This is a genomic window from Rathayibacter sp. AY1E6, assembly GCF_002931115.1.
Taxonomy (GTDB): domain Bacteria; phylum Actinomycetota; class Actinomycetes; order Actinomycetales; family Microbacteriaceae; genus Rathayibacter.
This window is the reverse complement of sequence record NZ_PSVK01000004.1, coordinates 51,023-66,322: the sequence shown is the minus strand read 5'-3', so window position 1 is coordinate 66,322 and position 15,300 is coordinate 51,023. Positions and strand designations below refer to the sequence as shown.

Below are 15,300 nucleotides of genomic sequence, written 5' to 3'. Positions count from 1 at the left end.
CCGCTACTCGCGCACCTGCTCCAGCAGGGTCGTGACGGCGGCGCGGGTGTCGGCGGCGAGCCGTCCGAGGCGGTGCGCGGCACGGATCGACACCGGCCGGTACGGGTGCACGAGCCGCCGGGCCGCCGTGCAGGGCAGCGCGAACGCCGCGACGACGCCCGCGTCGATCCCGTCGAGTCCGCCGTCGTCCCGGCCGAAGACGAGCTCCCGGCCCTCGCGCGCGAGAGCCTCCGGCAGGTCGGCCTCGCCGATCGGGAGGCGCAGCACGGCGAGCAGGCCGGCCGCCTGCACCCGGCGCGGCAGCGGGCGTCCGAGGCGTCCCGCCGCGTGCACCGTGAAGAAGTCGGCCTGCCGCTCGAGGATGCCCGTGACCGTCTCGGCGAGGCGCTCCATCTCGGGGTGCAGCGAGAGCCGGGCGAGCCGGCGGTAGCCGTGCACCGCGACCCGGGCGTCCACCGCGAGGGCCAGCGCGACGGGGCCGGCGAGGGAGGCCGCGGCGCGGTCGAGGAGCGGGCGCGACCTCACCGTCGGCTCCGGCGGGCGGATGTCGATGCCGCGGATCTGCGGCGAGGCCGCGAGCACGTCGCCCAGGGCGTCGGCGATCCGGTGCCGCTCGGCGGCCCAGACGGACGCGAACGCGCGGACCTGCTCGTCGGGGTGGGCGCGCGCGAGGGGGAGCACCCGGGCCACGGTGGCGTGCTCGATCGCCCGCAGGTACGCGGTGGCGACGATGGCCTCGCGGTCCAGCGGCACCTCCTCGAACTCGCGCACCGAGAAGTGCTCGCGCAGGGCGCCGTGCGCGCTGCGGTGGTGGTCCTCGAGGTCGAACGGTTCCGCGATGCCCACGTCGTGCTCCTCCGCTAGTCCGGTCCCTCCATCCTGGGCCCCCGGTGCGAGAGGCGGAAGAGCACGCGCCCATCCCTGGGACACTGGGAGCCGGTCATCAGGCGGCCGGGGGAGCGGGGCGGGATGAGCGGGGCCCGGACCTCGGCGATCGGCGCCGTCCTCCTCGCCGCCGTCTGCTTCGGCACGACGGGGACCGCCCAGGCCCTCGGAGCGGCGGGCGTGGATCCGCTCCTCCTCGGGGCGGCGCGCATCGTCCTCGGCGGCGCCCTGCTGGCCGCTCTCCTCGGCGTGGAGGCTCTGCGCCGGCGGAGCCGCTCCCGCCCGACCCGCGCCGTCGTGCTGCTCGTCGTGCTCGGAGCGGTCGGCGTCGCCGCGTACCAGCCCGCCTTCTTCACCGGCACCGCGCAGAACGGAGTCGCGGTCGGCACGATCGTCGCCCTCGGCTCCGCTCCCGCCTTCACCGGCCTGCTGGAGTGGCTCGTCCTGCGGACGACGCCGAGCCCGCGCTGGTTCGCCTCGACCGCGCTCGCCGCGGTCGGCGTGGTGCTCCTCAGCGGCGGCGGATCCGGCGGCGTGACGCTCCCCGGCCTCGCCGCCTCGGCCGGCGCCGGCGCCTCCTACGCGCTCTACGCCGTCTGCGGCAAGCTGCTGCTCGAGCGCGGGCTCAGCCCCGTCGCCGCCATGGGAGCCCAGTTCGGAGCCGCGGCGCTGCTGGCGGTCCCGTTCCTGCTGCTGGGCGATCCGTCGCGGCTCTCCGGCTCGATCCCGGCCGCGCTCTGGCTCGGAGTGGTGACGGTCGCCGTGGCCTACACCTTCTTCGCGCGCGGCCTGCGAGCGCTGCCAGCGGCGACCGTCTCGACGCTCACCCTCCTGGAGCCGGCGACCGCGACCCTCCTCGGCGTGGCGGTGCTGGGGGAGCGGCTGACCGCGGGAGCCGTCCTGGGCGTCGCCGTGCTGGTGGCGGCGGTGCTGCTGCTGGCGGTGCGGGGGCGCCGCCGTTCCGGTGCGCGGAGAGAGGCGCCGCCGCGCTCCGCGGAGTAGCGTCGAGTCCCACCGACCCGACGACGAGGCGGAGCGCATGACCAACCCGTGGCTGGCCCGCCCTGGCAGCGGTCGGCGGCGCGCGCTGGTCGAGGAGTCGTGGGAGCGCGCACGGCGGCGGCGCCTCGATCCGGACCGGCTGACGGCACCGCTCTCGTTCTCGGGAGACGACCTCCGCGAGTACCGCACCGGGCATCCGCTCGCCTCGGTCCTCCCTGTCATCCGCCGCCTGCTGGTGCGCGACGCCGACGAGGACAGCGGCGTGCTCGTCGCGGTGGGCGACGCGCTCGGGCGGCTGCTCTGGATCGACGGGGACCAGCACCTCAAGAGCCTCGCCGAGGGGATGTCGTTCGTCGAGGGCGCGGCGTGGGCCGAGCCCGACGTCGGGACGTCCGCGCCGGGGACGGCCCTCGTGCTCGATCACGGCGTGCAGATCCACGGCGCCGAGCACTTCGCCTCGCTCGTGCACCCGTGGAGCTGCACCGCCGTCCCCGTGCACGACCCCGAGACGCACGAGATCCTCGGAGTGATCGACATCACCGGCGGCGCCGACGTCGTCGCCCCGCAGACCCTCCCGCTGATGGAGGCGACCGCCGCCGCCGTCGAGAGCGAGCTGATGGTGCAGCGGCTCCTCCGCCCGCGGCGGCCCGCTGCACGGAGCACAGCGGCGGCCCGGGCGCCGAGCCTGCGGGTCCTCGGGCGCGAGACGGGCCTGGTGACGGCCGCCGGAGCGACGCTCGAGCTGAGCACCCGGCACGCCGAGATCCTGACCCTGCTCGCCTGGCACCGGGCCGGGCTCTCGGCCGAGCAGCTCGCCCTCCTGCTCCACGGCCGGGACGACGCGGTGGTCACCGTCCGCGCCGAGATGGTGCGGCTGCGCCGCGCGCTCGAGCCGACCCTCCCGCGCCTGGTGCCCCTCTCGCGCCCCTACCGCCTGGCGAGCCCGGTCGACCTCGACGCCCGCCAGGTGCTCGGCCTGCTCGACCGCGGCTCCCACCGCCTCGCCCTGGACGCGTACCGGGGCGCGCCGCTGCCCTCGTCCGAGGCGCCGGGGATCCGGGCGATCGCCGGCGAGCTGCGCCTGCGGGTGCGGGCGAGCGTCCTCGCCGATGCGGCGCCCGCGACCCTCCTCGCCTGGGCGGAGGGCCCCGACGGCCGCGACGACGCGGAGGTGTGGCGGGAGCTCCTGCGCGTCCTCCCGCCCCGCTCGCCCCGCCGTGCCGGTGTCGCCGCCCACCTCGAGACGATCGAGGCGGAGCAGCGCTGAGCCGTTCCGGTCGCTCCCGGGAGTGCCGCCGGAGCCGTGAGGCCGCGGAGCCGTCTCGCTAGCCTCGACGCATGAGCACCCTCGCACCACCTCCCCGGGCCCTCGCGAGCGGAGTCGCGGGGGGTCTGCTCCTGATGGCGGTCTTCACGATGTGGTGGGCGAGCGACACCACGGTCGGCTGGCCGGCTCCGGCGGCGACGACCGCCGTGACCGTCTGCGCGCTCGCGGCCGTGGTCTTCGCCGTGCAGGCCGTCCGCCTCCTCGTCGCCCGGCGGAGGATGGCGGTGGAGCTCACCGACGCCGATCGCGCGGCGAAGCCGAACGGCGTGCTCTTCGGGGCGGTCTTCGCCGCGGAGGGCGTGCTGATCGGTGTCGCGGTGGGCGTCCTCACCGGCACCGGGCTCGAGCGGTTCCTCGTGCCGGCCATCGCCGTGATCGTGGGCCTGCACTTCTACCCGATGGCGAGGATCTTCGGCCGGACCCTCGACCTCTGGCTCGCCACCTGGACGACGCTGGTCGGAGCGAGCGGAGTCGTCGTGGTCCTCGTCGACGGCTCCGCCTGGCCGCAGGTGTGGTCCTGGGTCGGCGCGGGGGCCGCAGCGGCCACGGTGACCTACGGCGTCTACATGAGCCGGATCGCCCAGCGCCTGCTCGCGAGCGTCTGAGGTCCGGGCCGCGGGGCCCTCCTCCTCGGGCGGCCGCGTCTCCGCCCGGCCGGTCCGGCCTCCGTCCTCGCCGCTCCCGCCAGTGCGTCGACCCGTGCAACGTCGTGCAACCCCCCGCGACGTAGCGTCAGGACCGGGCGCCCACCCCGCGCCCACGACAACGACGTCGATGGAGGTCCACATGACGCTGTACGCCGACCAGGTCGCCGAGCAGGCACCGCAGGAGCCCGGTTCCACGGTCTACGCGAATCCAGGCACGGAGGGATCCGTCGCCTCCTTCCGCTCGCGCTACGACCACTACATCGGAGGCGAGCACGTCGCCCCCGCGAGCGGCCAGTACTTCGAGAACATCACCCCGATCACCGGGAAGCCCTTCTGCGAGATCGCCCGCGGCACCGCCGCCGACGTCGACCGCGCCGTCGAGGCGGGCTGGAAAGCGTTCGCGAGCTGGGGGAAGACCAGCCCCGCCGAGCGCTCGAACATGCTCCTGAAGATCGCCGACCGCATGGAGGCGAACCTCGAGCTGCTCGCCGTCGCCGAGACGTGGGAGAACGGCAAGCCCGTGCGCGAGACCCTCGCCGCCGACATCCCCCTCGCCATCGACCACTTCCGCTACTTCGCCGGAGCGATCCGCGCGCAGGAGGGAGGCGTCTCCGAGATCGACCACGACACGATCGCGTACCACTTCCACGAGCCGCTGGGCGTGGTCGGGCAGATCATCCCCTGGAACTTCCCGATCCTGATGGCCGTGTGGAAGCTCGCACCGGCGCTCGCCGCGGGCAACTGCGTGGTGCTGAAGCCGGCCGAGCAGACGCCGGCGTCCATCCACGTGCTGCTCGACCTGATCGGCGACCTCATCCCCGCCGGCGTGCTCAACGTCGTCAACGGATTCGGGTTCGAAGCGGGCGCACCGCTCGCCTCCCACCCGCGCATCCGGAAGATCGCCTTCACCGGCGAGACGACCACCGGCCGCCTGATCATGCAGTACGCCAGCGAGAACCTCATCCCGGTGACGCTGGAGCTGGGCGGCAAGAGCCCCAACGTGTTCTTCGCCGACGTCGCCGCGGAACGCGACTCCTTCTACGACAAGGCGCTCGAAGGCTTCTCGTTCTTCGCCCTCAATCAGGGCGAGGTCTGCACCTGCCCGTCGCGGGCGCTCGTGCAGCGCTCGATCTACGACGACTTCGTCGGAGACGGCCTCGAGCGGGTCAAGCGGATCAAGCAGGGCAACCCGCTCGACACCGCGACGATGATCGGCGCCCAGGCCTCGAACGACCAGCTCGAGAAGATCCTCTCCTACATGGACATCGGCAAGCAGGAGGGAGCGAAGCTGCTCATCGGCGGCGACCGCGCCGACCTCGGCGGCGAGCTCAGCGGCGGGTACTACGTCAACCCGACCGTGTTCGAGGGCCGCAACTCGATGCGCATCTTCCAGGAGGAGATCTTCGGACCCGTCCTCGCCCTCACCTCCTTCGACGACTTCGACGACGCGATCGGCATCGCCAACGACACCCTCTACGGCCTCGGCGCCGGAGTGTGGAGCCGCAACGGCGCCCAGCTCTACCGCGCAGGCCGGGCCATCGAAGCAGGCCGCGTCTGGTCGAACACCTACCACCAGTACCCCGCGCACGCGGCATTCGGCGGCTACAAGCAGTCGGGCATCGGACGCGAGAACCACAAGGTGATGCTCGACCACTACCAGCAGACGAAGAACCTCCTCGTCTCCTACGCGGAAGGACCGATGGGCTTCTTCTGAGCTGGTTCGCACGGGCTCCTCGTTCCTCGTCGCCCGTGCCGCGGTCGGCTCGCCGACGTGGCCGGGTGGGGAGGAGCGGTGAGCGTTCGCACCGAGGCGGATCCGCTGGCACGCGGATCCGTCGTTCGGTGCTCGGCCCTTCGGGCGAGGCACCTGGCGGCGCGCGGAAGGACGGTGCTCGGCCCTGCGGGCGAGGCACCTGGCGACGGGCCGCCCGCTCGTGCTGATCGAGTAGTCCGCGCAGCGGCGTATCGAGACGCCGCCCGGAGGAGTGTCCGGCGTCAGCGGTCGGGCGCACACAGACATTCCGCACCACGAGCGAAGGAGCACCACCCATGACCTCCACGAGGGTCGACGTCACTGCGGAGGCGGCCGGCATGCTCCGCCGGATGACGGCGCTGCACGGGCCGCTCATGTTCCACCAGTCGGGCGGATGCTGCGACGGCAGCTCCCCGATGTGCTTCCCCACCGGGATGTTCCGCACCGGCGCCTCGGACGTGCTCGTCGAGTCGCTCCGGCTCGACGGCCTGGACCCGATCGACTTCTGGATGTCCCGCTCCCAGTTCGAGTACTGGAAGCACACCCACCTCACCGTCGACCTCGTCGACGGGCGGGGCAGCGGATTCAGCGTCGAAGCCCCCGAGGGCAAGCGCTTCATGATCCGCAGCCGACTGCTCACCGACGACGAGCTCGTCGAGTTCGGGCTGCTCCCCGCCGGAGCCGTCGAGCCCTGAGTCGGCTTCCCTGACCCGTTCCCCCTGACCCGTTCCCGTCGCAGATCCTCGCCGACCGGCGACGTCCCTGACCTGCGGTGTCAGCCGCCCGGAGCGGGAGCGGGCGGCGCCTTCCCCGTGCTCAGCTGCACGCCCACCACCGATCCCTTGTCCACGCGGGTGCCCGCGGCCGGACCTGTGCCGGCCACGGTGTTCATCGGCTGCGTCGAGTCGACCTGCGACGTCGCTCCGGGAGTGAGCCCTGCGGCGGTCAGCGCCTGCGCGGCGGAGTCGCTGGTCCGGCCCGACAGGTCCGGCACGGTGACCTGCGGCGCCGCGACGAGCGACTGGTCGGCCTGCGGGAAGTCGGAGCCGCCGTAGCGGGAGTCGATCGCCGTCATCAACGGCTTCCAGATCCGGTGGCGTGCCGAGGGCGCCCAGCCGCTGTCGAAGTCGATCGAGTCGAGGTTCACCCTCGACCCGTCCGCGCGTGCCGAGATGCTGCCGACCCAGACCGCGAGGGAGGTCTCGGTCGAGGCCCCGATGGCCCAGGTGTCGGCGGAGTTGTCGGTGGTGCCCGTCTTGGTGATGTGCTGGATGCCGTTCTTCGGATCGTCCTCGACGCCCGTGCCCTCGGCGGTCACCTTGAGCATCGTGTACTGCATCGCCGACGCGACCCTCGACGACACCGCCCGGCTGCAGGTCGTCTCCACCGGCTCGATCTCGCGGCCGTCGGCTCCGACGATCGCCGTGATCGCGACGGGGGTGCAGGTCGTGCCGTTCTCGGCGATGCCGGAGTAGGCGGTCGCCATGGTGAGCGGTGCGATCTCGTTGGTGCCGAGGACCGCTCCCGGCGACTGCACGAGCGCGGTCCCGTCCGCGCGGTGCACTCCGAAGGCCTCGGCCTGCTTGCGGATCTCGCACTGGTCGAGCAGGTGCGACATCCCGGTGAAGCCCGTGTTCAGCGAGTAGATCGTCGAGTACAGCGCCGTCTGGGTGTCGGTGTAGCCGCCGTCGCCGGCGTTCTTGGGGTTGTAGGAGTCGTAGTCCCAGGTGCCCTCGCAGCTGTCGGCGAAGCCGGTCCAGTTCTTCTGCTTCGAGTCGAACTGCTCGAGCAGGGTGTGCCCGCGGTCGAGCCACTCGGCGAGCGTGAACACCTTGTAGGCGGAGCCGGTCTGGAAGCCGTTGCCGCCGCCCGCGGACGCGTCGACGTTGAGGTTGATCGCCGAGAACTCCGGCCCGCTCGCGATCACGTCCGGGTCCTGGCTGTAGCGCTTGTTCTGCACCATCGTGAGGATGCGCCCGGTGCCGTTCTGGACGGCGACCGCCGTCGCCCCGACGTCGAAGCGCGGATCGGAGGAGGGGACCTGCTCGTCCATCAGCTCCTGCGCGGTCCTCTGCAGATCGAGATCGATCGTCGTGTAGACCTTGATCCCGCCCTGCTTGATCGCCGCGTAGCGCTCGTCGTCGGTCGCTCCGAGCGCCGGGTCGTCTCGGAGGACGTGGGTCACGTAGTCGCAGAAGTAGGCCGCGCTGCCGGCCGTCTGGCAGCCGGTGGACGGCGGGGTGATGTCGGGGGTGATCGCCTCGGCGGCCGCGGCGTCGTGCGCGGCCTGGTCGATGCTCCCCGTCTCGAGCATCCGGTCGAGGATGTAGTCGCGCCGCTCCCGGGTCTGCGCGTAGCCGTTCGCCTCGCCGTTGGCCGTGTCGTCCGGACGGTCGAAGCGGAACTTCTCGGGGTTGTTCACGATGGCCAGGAGCGAGGCGGACTGCGCGAGGGAGAGGTCGGCCGCCGGGATGCCGTAGTAGTACTCCGCCGCGGCCTCGATGCCGTAGACGGTGCCTCCGAACAGCGCGATGTTGAGGTAGCCGAGGAGGATGTCGTCCTTCGAGGACACCTTCTCGAGCCCGATCGCGAGCCGCATCTCCTTGAGCTTGCGCTCGGCCGTGGTCGCCGTCGCCTCCGCGTACGCGCGGTCGCGGTCCGCCTCGTCCGGGATCGACTCGGCCTTCTGCACCAGCACGTTCTTCACGTACTGCTGCGTGATCGACGAGCCGCCCTGGGTGTCGCCGTCGAGGAGGTAGGTACTGGCGATGGCGCGGAGGGTGCCCTGCAGGTCGATCCCGCCGTGGTCGTAGAAGCGCGGGTCCTCGCTCGCGACGAGCGCGTCCTTCACGGAGTCGGCGATCCGGTCGGCCGGCACCTCGATCCGGTTCTGGTCGTAGAAGGAGGCCAGCAGTGTCGGATCGTCCGGGTCGCCCGCGTAGACGTCGCTCTTCTGCATCAGGCGCCCGACCTCGAGGTAGCTCGGGAGGGACTGGAACGCCGAGATGGTGCCGGAGGTCGCCGCGCCGGTGAGCGCGGCGGCGGGGGCGACCACGAGCGAGGCGAGCAGACCCGCCAGGACGCTGACGATCACGAATCCGAACAGCGCGCCGAGAGCCCCGTGGACGGTTCGACGGGGCTGGAAGACGGGGACGTTCGGTCGCTTCAGGATGGATCCTCTCGCTGCACCAGCACCCTAGGCGAGGCCTGCGACATCCCCGACGAGGCGCGCCACGGCCGCGCCGGACGCCCGTCCGCCCGGAGTCGGCGCGACGGCGCCCGCGCAGGCTCGGCGCCACGACAGCAGAGGGGGCCGACCCCCGGAGGGATCGGCCCCTTCACGGAACGGGCGACGTCTCTACTCGATCAGGTCGCCGTTCAGGTCCGAGATGTCGTTCGGATTGGCCGGAGCCTTGCCCGTGCTCACCTGGAGGGGGATCACCCCGCCGGCGACCGCCGTCTCCTCCGCGCTCGGCGTCGTCGACACGACGGAGCCCTCCGGGATCGTCGCGGAGTCGACCGACTCGTGCATCCCGACGACGAAACCGGCGGCGGTGAGGATCGCCGTGGCGCTCTCGACCGTCTCGCCCGTGACGTCGGGGACCTCGGAGTTCGCCGCCGACCGGGGCGAGTACGCGAGCATCGAGGCCGGGGGTGCCGTGAAGTCGTCGCCGCCGTACTTCTCGTCGAGCGCCGTCATGATCGGCTTCCAGATGGCGTGCCGGGCGTTGGAGGCGCGGATGGTGCCCTTCTCGCCCGTCAGGCTGATGAAGCGCAGGTTCTGCTTGGTGTTGTCGGCGAAGCCGTTGATGCTGCCGACCCAGACCGCCAGGGAGGCGGCCTTGCTGGCGCCCGCCGTCCATACGTCGGCGGCCTCGTCGGTGGTGCCCGTCTTGCCGATGTGCTCGATCCCGTCGAAGGGGTTCGAGGCGTAGGCCGTTCCGGAGGTCATCACCCGCTGCATCGCGTACTGCATCCCTCGGGCGACCTCGGGCGACACGGAGGGCGTGCACGCCGATGCCGGGGCGGCGACGGCGTTGCCCTCGCTGTCGGTGATCCGGTCGATGACGATCGCCGAGCAGGTCGTGCCGTCGTTCGCGATCCCCGCGTAGGCGTTGGCCACCGTCAGCGGCGCGATCTCGTTCGTCCCGAGGACCGAGGCCGGCCCGTTGGCGAGCTCGCGGCCGTCGGCGCGGTGCATCCCGAACGACTCGGCGGTGGTGCGGATGTCGCAGAGGTCGAGCTGCTGCGCCATTCCCATGAAGCCGGTGTTGATCGAGTTCGTGGTCGCGCCGAGCGCGCTCATCGAGCTCGCGTCCTCCGACGGGTCGTCGTTGCGAGGCGAGAACTTGCCGTAGTAGCCGCCGTCGCCCTCGACGTTGCACTTCTGGGGGTAGGAGCTGAAGCCGGAGGTGGGGGAGGCGAACGACTCGTTGACGGTGTGCCCCGCCTTCAGCCACTGCGCCAGCGTGAACACCTTGTAGGTCGATCCGGTCTGCACGCCGGAGCCGCCGCCCATGCTGAGGTCGACGTTGAGGTTGATCGCGCTGTAGCCGGGGTTCGCGGCGAGGAACTGCTCGTCCTGGCTGTACTGCGTGTTCTGCACCATGGAGAGCACGCGGCCCGTCTTCGCCTCGACGGAGGCGGCCGTCGCGCCGACCTGGAAGCGCGGGTCGACGGAGGGGATGTAGGCGTTGAGCGCCGCCTGCGAGACCTGCTGGATGTCGAGGTCGAGGGTCGTCACGACGTCGAAGCCGCCCTGGCGGATGCGCTGATAGCGCTCGTCGTCGGTCGCCCCGAAGACGGAGTCGTTGCGGAGGACGTTCAGCACGTAGTCGCAGAAGTACGCGGCGTTGCCGGCGGTGGTGCAGCCGGTCGAGGGCTCCGTGATGTTCGGGGTGATCGGCTCGGCGACGGCGGCGTCGTGCGCGGCCTGGTCGATCCGGCCGTGCTTGAGCTCCTCCGAGAGGATGTAGTCGCGGCGCTCCTTGGTGGCGGCGTAGCCGTTGGCGGCGCCGTTCGCCTCGTCGCCCGGGTTGTCGAAGCGGAACTTCGCCGGGTTGTTCACGATCGCCAGCAGCGCGGCCGCCTGCGAGGTCGAGAGCTGGCTCGCGGGGATGCCGTAGTAGTAGTTCGCCGCGGCCTCGATGCCGTAGACGGTGCCCCCGAAGAGGGCGATGTTGAGGTAGCCGAGCAGGATGTCGTCTTTCGACGCCTCCTTCTCGAGGCCGATCGCGAGGCGCATCTCCTTGAGCTTGCGCTCGGGGGTCGGGTCCGTCGCCTCCTGGTAGGCCTTGTCGCGCGCGGCCTCGTCGGTGATCGACTCCGCCTTCTGCACCAGGACGTTCTTCACGTACTGCTGCGTGATCGACGACCCGCCCTGCAGGTCGTCGCCCGTGAGCGTGACGGCGATGGCCCGGAGCGTGCCCTGGAGGTCGATGCCGCCGTGCTCGTAGAAGCGCGGGTCCTCGCCGGCGACGGCCGCGTCCTTCGCGGACTGCGCGACGTCGTCCCAGCCGACCTCGACGCGGTTCTGGTCGTAGACGGAGGCGAGGAGGGTCGTCCCGTCGCTCGCGTAGACGTTGGTGCGCTGCATCAGCTGGCCCACGTCGAGGTAGCCCGGCAGGTTCTGGAACATGCCGATCGTGTTGCTCGTCGCCAGGCCCGTCAGCGCGAGAGCCGGCGTGACGCCGACGGTGATCAGGACGCCCGCCACGGCGCTCATCCCGATGAACCCCATGACCGCCCGCAGCGACATCCCGAGCGGCCGGACGGAGCGGCGGGATGCAGTGGGAAGTGCCATGGAGCGGTCGTCCTTTCGACGCGGCGCGGGGCCGCGGAGATGTGAGGGAGGGTGGCGAGAAGCCTCGCGAGCAGTCGCGCGATCCCCCGAGTTCATGGTACGTGACGGGTGCGCCCGCGGGGCGTCCTCCTCCCGGTGGAGATGAGGAGCTGGCGGGTGATGCGCAGGAGCGGGCGCGTCCGGAGTGCTGACCTCGGGTCGATGCATCCGTATCGTGGGGGGAGCGCCGCTCCGAGGGGCGCTGCAGCACCCGTTCCACCCACCGCTCCGGGGCCCCGGGCGGCCGGCCCCGGCAGAAAGCGCACACCATGGCACGCATCCACGACGACGTGACCCAGCTCGTCGGCAGGACCCCTCTCGTCCGCATCAACCGGCTGGAGGGAGCCGACCAGGCGACGGTCCTCGCCAAGCTCGAGTTCTACAACCCCGCGAACAGCGTGAAGGACCGCATCGGCGTCGCCATCATCGACGCGGCCGAGGCCTCCGGCGAGCTGCACCCCGGCGGGACTATCGTCGAGGGCACGAGCGGCAACACCGGCATCGCGCTCGCGATGGTGGGCGCCGCCCGCGGCTACAAGGTCGTCCTCACGATGCCCGAGACGATGTCCGTCGAGCGCCGGGTCCTCCTCCGCGCCTACGGAGCCGAGATCGTGCTCACCCCCGGCAGCGAGGGCATGCGCGGAGCGGTCGAGCGCGCCCGCGCGATCGTCGACGAGACCCCCGGCGCGATCCTCGCCCGCCAGTTCGAGAACGCCGCCAACCCCGAGGTGCACCGCCGCACCACCGCGGAGGAGGTCTGGGAGGACACCGATGGCGAGGTCGACGTCTTCGTGGCCGGCATCGGAACCGGCGGCACCATCACCGGAGTCGGCCAGGTGCTCAAGGAGCGCAAGCCCGGCGTGCAGGTCATCGGAGTGGAGCCGATCGACTCCCCGCTCCTCACCCAGGGCACCGCCGGGCCGCACAAGATCCAGGGCATCGGCGCCAACTTCGTCCCCGCGATCCTCGACCGCGAGGTCTACGACGAGATCATCGACGTGACGCTCGACGACTCCGTGCGGGTGGCCCGCGAGATGGCCGCGCAGGAGGGGATCCTCGGCGGCATCTCCTCCGGCTCGATCATGTGGGCCGCGCTCGAGGTCGCGAAGCGCCCCGAGAACGCGGGGAAGACCATCGTCGCCATCGTCTGCGACTTCGGCGAGCGGTACATCTCGACCGTCCTGTACGAGGACCTCCGCAGCTGAGCCCCTCGAGACGAGGCGGGATGCCCCGCTCCGGACGCGACGGTCGGCCGGAGCGCCGCGTCCCGTCCGGACCGGAGCGTCCCGGGCTCCTCGCCCTGCTCCGCGAGGACGTCCGCACCGCCCGGGAGCGCGACCCCGCCGCCCGGAGCGCGGTGGAGGTCGTCCTCTCCTACCCGGGAGTGCACGCGGTCTGGGTGCACCGCGTCGCGCACGCCTGGTGGCGGCGCGGCCTCCGCCTGCCCGCCCGGCTGCTCAGCCAGGCGGCGCGCGCGGCGACCGGAGTGGAGATCCACCCCGGTGCGACCATCGGCCGGCGTCTGTTCATCGACCACGGCATGGGCGTCGTCATCGGCGAGACCGCGCGGATCGGCGATGACTGCATGCTCTACCACTCCGTCACGCTGGGCGGGAGGTCGGCCCGGCGCGAGCGTCGGCACCCCACGCTCGGCGACCGGGTGGTCGTCGGCGCCGGCGCGGTCGTCCTGGGCCCGCTCGTGCTCGGATCGGACGTCAGCGTGGGCGCGAACGCCGTCGTGGTGAAGGACGCGCCCGACGGGGCGGTGCTCGTCGGCATCCCGGCCCGCGATCTGCGCGATCAGGGCGGGGAGGAGGACCCGCTCGCCGAGTCCGGCCGCTCCACCGGCCCGGCGGGACGCGTCTAGCCGGCGACGCTCAGTCGTCGCCCCTCGGCGAGATGTCGCGCGGGGCGCTCTTGATCTGCGCGAAGGCGTCCAGCGCGTGCGCCCGCGTCTCCTTGAGGTCGACGAGGGGCGCCGGGTAGCCGTCCGCGCCTCCGGTCAGCGTGTCCCCGAGCGTCCACGGCTCGTGCACGGCGGCGCCCTCGACTCCGCCGAGCTCCGGCACGTTGTGGCGGATGTACTCGCCGGCCGGGTCGAACTTCCTCGACTGCGTGACCGGGTTGAAGACCCGGAAGAACGGCGACGCATCGGCTCCCGAGCCCGCGACCCACTGCCAGTTCGCGGCGTTGCTCGCTGGGTCCGCGTCCACCAGGGTGTCCCAGAACCACTCCTCGCCCACCCGCCAGTCGACCAGCAGGTTCTTGATCAGGAACGACGCGGTCACCATCCGGACCCGGTTGTGCATGTAGCCGGTGCTCCAGAGCTCGCGCATGCCTGCGTCCACCAGGGGGTAGCCGGTGCGCCCCTGGTGCCAGGCGTCGATCGCCTCCTGGCCGGGGCGCCCCCACGGGAAGGAGTCGAACCGGGTGTCGAAGTTCGCGGTCGCCAGATCCGGCCAGTGGAACAGCAGGTGGTAGCAGAACTCGCGCCAGAGCACCTCGGAGAGGAACCGGTCGCTGCCGTCGCCGCGGTGGAGGCCCTTCGCGTGCGCCTCCTCCAGGGCGTGCCACACCTGGAAGGGGCTGATCTCGCCCCACCTCAGGTGCGGGGAGAGGTTCGAGGTGGCGTCCTCCGCCGGCCGGTCGCGGCCGTCGGCGTAGTCGTCGAGTTGCTCCGCGAGGAACGCGCGCAGCCGGTCGGCCGCCGCCTTCTCGCCGGGGACCCAGCGCTCGCGCAGCCCTCCCGCCCAGTCGGGACGCGTGGGCAGCAGCTCCCAGTCGTCGAGGGAGTCGGAGGCGATGTCTCCCGCGACGCCGTCGAGCGAGCGGGGGCGGGGGAGCGGCGCGCGCGGCGTCGGCTTGGCGCGGCAGGCACGGGCGAAGGGCGTGTAGACGGAGTAGGGGCCGCCGGCGCCGGTCTGCACGGTCCACGGCTCGAACATCAGCGAGCCCTGGTGGCTCTCGGCCTCGAGGCCGCCGTTGCGGAGCGATTCCTTCACCGCCGCGTCGACGGTGCGCTCGGCCCTCCCGTAGCGGCGGTTCCAGTGCACGGCTCCGGCGCCGATCTCCTCGGCGAGCTGGAGGACGACGGCCTCGGCCGGCCCGCGGCGCAGGATCAGCGGGGCGCCGTGCTCGCGCAGGTCGGCGGCGAGGGCTGCGAGGCTGCCGTGCAGCCACCAGCGGGAGGCGCCCCCGAGCGGACGGATGCCCGCCGACTCCTCGTCGAGCACGTAGCAGACCGCGACGGGGCCGCCACGGTCGATCGCGGCGCGCAGAGCGGGGTTGTCGGCCAGGCGCAGGTCGTCGCGGAGCCAGACGAGGGTGGGGGAGGTGTCACTCATGGTGACCACCATGATCCGCGAGTCCCGCGCCGCGGCGAAGACCTGGCCGGTCGCTGCGGCCCGTGCTAGCGGGGACGGATCAGGCGGAGGCGATGCCGTCGCGGAGCTTGTCGCAGAGCGCGGTCAGCTGCTTCAGCTCGTCCTCGTCGAGGACGCCGCCGACCTGCTCCGAGATGGTCCTCATGTGGGTGAGCGCGACGCGGCGGAAGAGCGCGTAGCCCTCGTCGGTGATCGCGATGATCGTGCCGCGGGCGTCCGCCGGATCCTCGCTCTTCTCGACGCAGCCGCGGGCGGCGAGCCGGTCGATCAGCCTGCTGACGCTGGGCTGCGTCAGGAGGACGTGCCGGTTCAGGTCGCGCAGCCGTGCGCGCCGACCGGGCTGCCGGGTGAGGTTGAAGAGCACGTCGTACTCGTTCATCGAGATCTCCCGCGAGGGGAACTCGGTGCTCAGGGTGCGCATCACCTGGACCTGGGCGCGGAAGAGCGACTCCCAGGCGGCG

At 72.3% G+C, this 15,300-nt stretch carries 12 protein-coding genes; 7 read left to right on the top strand and 5 right to left on the bottom strand.

The window, feature by feature from the left end; genetic code table 11:
- Positions 1-3: 3 nt before the first annotated feature.
- On the bottom strand, positions 4-846 hold the full coding sequence (locus tag C5C46_RS05445; RefSeq protein WP_104225933.1) for a hypothetical protein: 843 nt from the start codon (positions 844-846) through the stop codon (positions 4-6).
- A 123-nt stretch (positions 847-969) separates the two neighbouring features.
- Here C5C46_RS05445 and C5C46_RS05440 point away from each other — a divergent pair, with 123 nt between their 5' ends.
- The 5 genes from C5C46_RS05440 (at position 970) to C5C46_RS05420 (ending at position 6,309) form a co-directional block, all read left to right on the top strand.
- On the top strand, positions 970-1,887 hold the full coding sequence (locus C5C46_RS05440) for an EamA family transporter (protein WP_104225932.1): 918 nt from the start codon (positions 970-972) through the stop codon (positions 1,885-1,887).
- 37 nt (positions 1,888-1,924) lie between these two features.
- Positions 1,925-3,154, top strand: coding sequence for a GAF domain-containing protein (locus tag C5C46_RS05435; RefSeq protein WP_104224191.1), 1,230 nt, complete (start codon positions 1,925-1,927; stop codon positions 3,152-3,154).
- A gap of 71 nt (positions 3,155-3,225) precedes the next feature.
- Entirely contained in the window at positions 3,226-3,819 is a 594-nt protein-coding gene (locus C5C46_RS05430) for a hypothetical protein (protein ID WP_104225931.1), read from the top strand.
- Positions 3,820-4,000: 181 nt separating this feature from the next.
- Complete coding sequence (locus C5C46_RS05425) at positions 4,001-5,575, top strand: aldehyde dehydrogenase family protein (protein ID WP_104226069.1); 1,575 nt, start codon at positions 4,001-4,003, stop codon at positions 5,573-5,575.
- A gap of 335 nt (positions 5,576-5,910) precedes the next feature.
- Positions 5,911-6,309 (top strand): DUF779 domain-containing protein, encoded by a 399-nt coding sequence (locus C5C46_RS05420; protein ID WP_104225930.1) that lies wholly within the window; start codon positions 5,911-5,913, stop codon positions 6,307-6,309.
- Between the two features lie 80 nt (positions 6,310-6,389).
- On the opposite strand, the gene C5C46_RS05415 is transcribed toward C5C46_RS05420, so the two are convergent.
- Together C5C46_RS05415 and C5C46_RS05410 are read right to left on the bottom strand one after the other, a co-directional pair.
- On the bottom strand, positions 6,390-8,708 hold the full coding sequence (locus C5C46_RS05415; protein WP_104225929.1) for a transglycosylase domain-containing protein: 2,319 nt from the start codon (positions 8,706-8,708) through the stop codon (positions 6,390-6,392).
- Positions 8,709-8,972: 264 nt separating this feature from the next.
- A complete protein-coding gene (locus tag C5C46_RS05410) occupies positions 8,973-11,417 on the bottom strand; it encodes a penicillin-binding protein (protein WP_159939720.1) in 2,445 nt (814 codons plus the stop codon).
- A 308-nt stretch (positions 11,418-11,725) separates the two neighbouring features.
- Here C5C46_RS05410 and cysK point away from each other — a divergent pair, with 308 nt between their 5' ends.
- On the top strand, positions 11,726-12,661 hold the full coding sequence (gene cysK / locus C5C46_RS05405; RefSeq protein ID WP_104225927.1) for a cysteine synthase A: 936 nt from the start codon (positions 11,726-11,728) through the stop codon (positions 12,659-12,661).
- Between the two features lie 20 nt (positions 12,662-12,681).
- On the top strand, positions 12,682-13,323 hold the full coding sequence (gene epsC / locus C5C46_RS05400) for a serine O-acetyltransferase EpsC (protein WP_104225926.1): 642 nt from the start codon (positions 12,682-12,684) through the stop codon (positions 13,321-13,323).
- 10 nt (positions 13,324-13,333) lie between these two features.
- Here the strand turns inward: epsC and C5C46_RS05395 are convergent, their stop codons facing one another.
- A complete protein-coding gene (locus C5C46_RS05395; RefSeq protein ID WP_104226068.1) occupies positions 13,334-14,800 on the bottom strand; it encodes a deoxyribodipyrimidine photo-lyase in 1,467 nt (488 codons plus the stop codon).
- 79 nt (positions 14,801-14,879) lie between these two features.
- Entirely contained in the window at positions 14,880-15,260 is a 381-nt protein-coding gene (locus C5C46_RS05390) for a MarR family winged helix-turn-helix transcriptional regulator (protein ID WP_104226067.1), read from the bottom strand.
- Positions 15,261-15,300: the final 40 nt, after the last annotated feature.

Bases quoted from the DNA above. Each gene is read 5' to 3' on its own strand.
- C5C46_RS05425 (WP_104226069.1), top strand. From the start codon at position 4,001: ATGACGCTGTACGCCGACCAGGTCGCCGAGCAGGCACCGCAGGAGCCC.
- C5C46_RS05430 (WP_104225931.1), top strand. From the start codon at position 3,226: ATGAGCACCCTCGCACCACCTCCCCGGGCCCTCGCGAGCGGAGTCGCG.
- epsC (WP_104225926.1), top strand. From the start codon at position 12,682: ATGCCCCGCTCCGGACGCGACGGTCGGCCGGAGCGCCGCGTCCCGTCC.
- C5C46_RS05440 (WP_104225932.1), top strand. From the start codon at position 970: ATGAGCGGGGCCCGGACCTCGGCGATCGGCGCCGTCCTCCTCGCCGCC.
- C5C46_RS05410 (WP_159939720.1), bottom strand. From the start codon at position 11,417: ATGGCACTTCCCACTGCATCCCGCCGCTCCGTCCGGCCGCTCGGGATG.
- C5C46_RS05395 (WP_104226068.1), bottom strand. From the start codon at position 14,800: ATGAGTGACACCTCCCCCACCCTCGTCTGGCTCCGCGACGACCTGCGC.
- C5C46_RS05420 (WP_104225930.1), top strand. From the start codon at position 5,911: ATGACCTCCACGAGGGTCGACGTCACTGCGGAGGCGGCCGGCATGCTC.
- cysK (WP_104225927.1), top strand. From the start codon at position 11,726: ATGGCACGCATCCACGACGACGTGACCCAGCTCGTCGGCAGGACCCCT.
- C5C46_RS05435 (WP_104224191.1), top strand. From the start codon at position 1,925: ATGACCAACCCGTGGCTGGCCCGCCCTGGCAGCGGTCGGCGGCGCGCG.
- C5C46_RS05390 (WP_104226067.1), bottom strand. From the start codon at position 15,260: ATGCGCACCCTGAGCACCGAGTTCCCCTCGCGGGAGATCTCGATGAAC.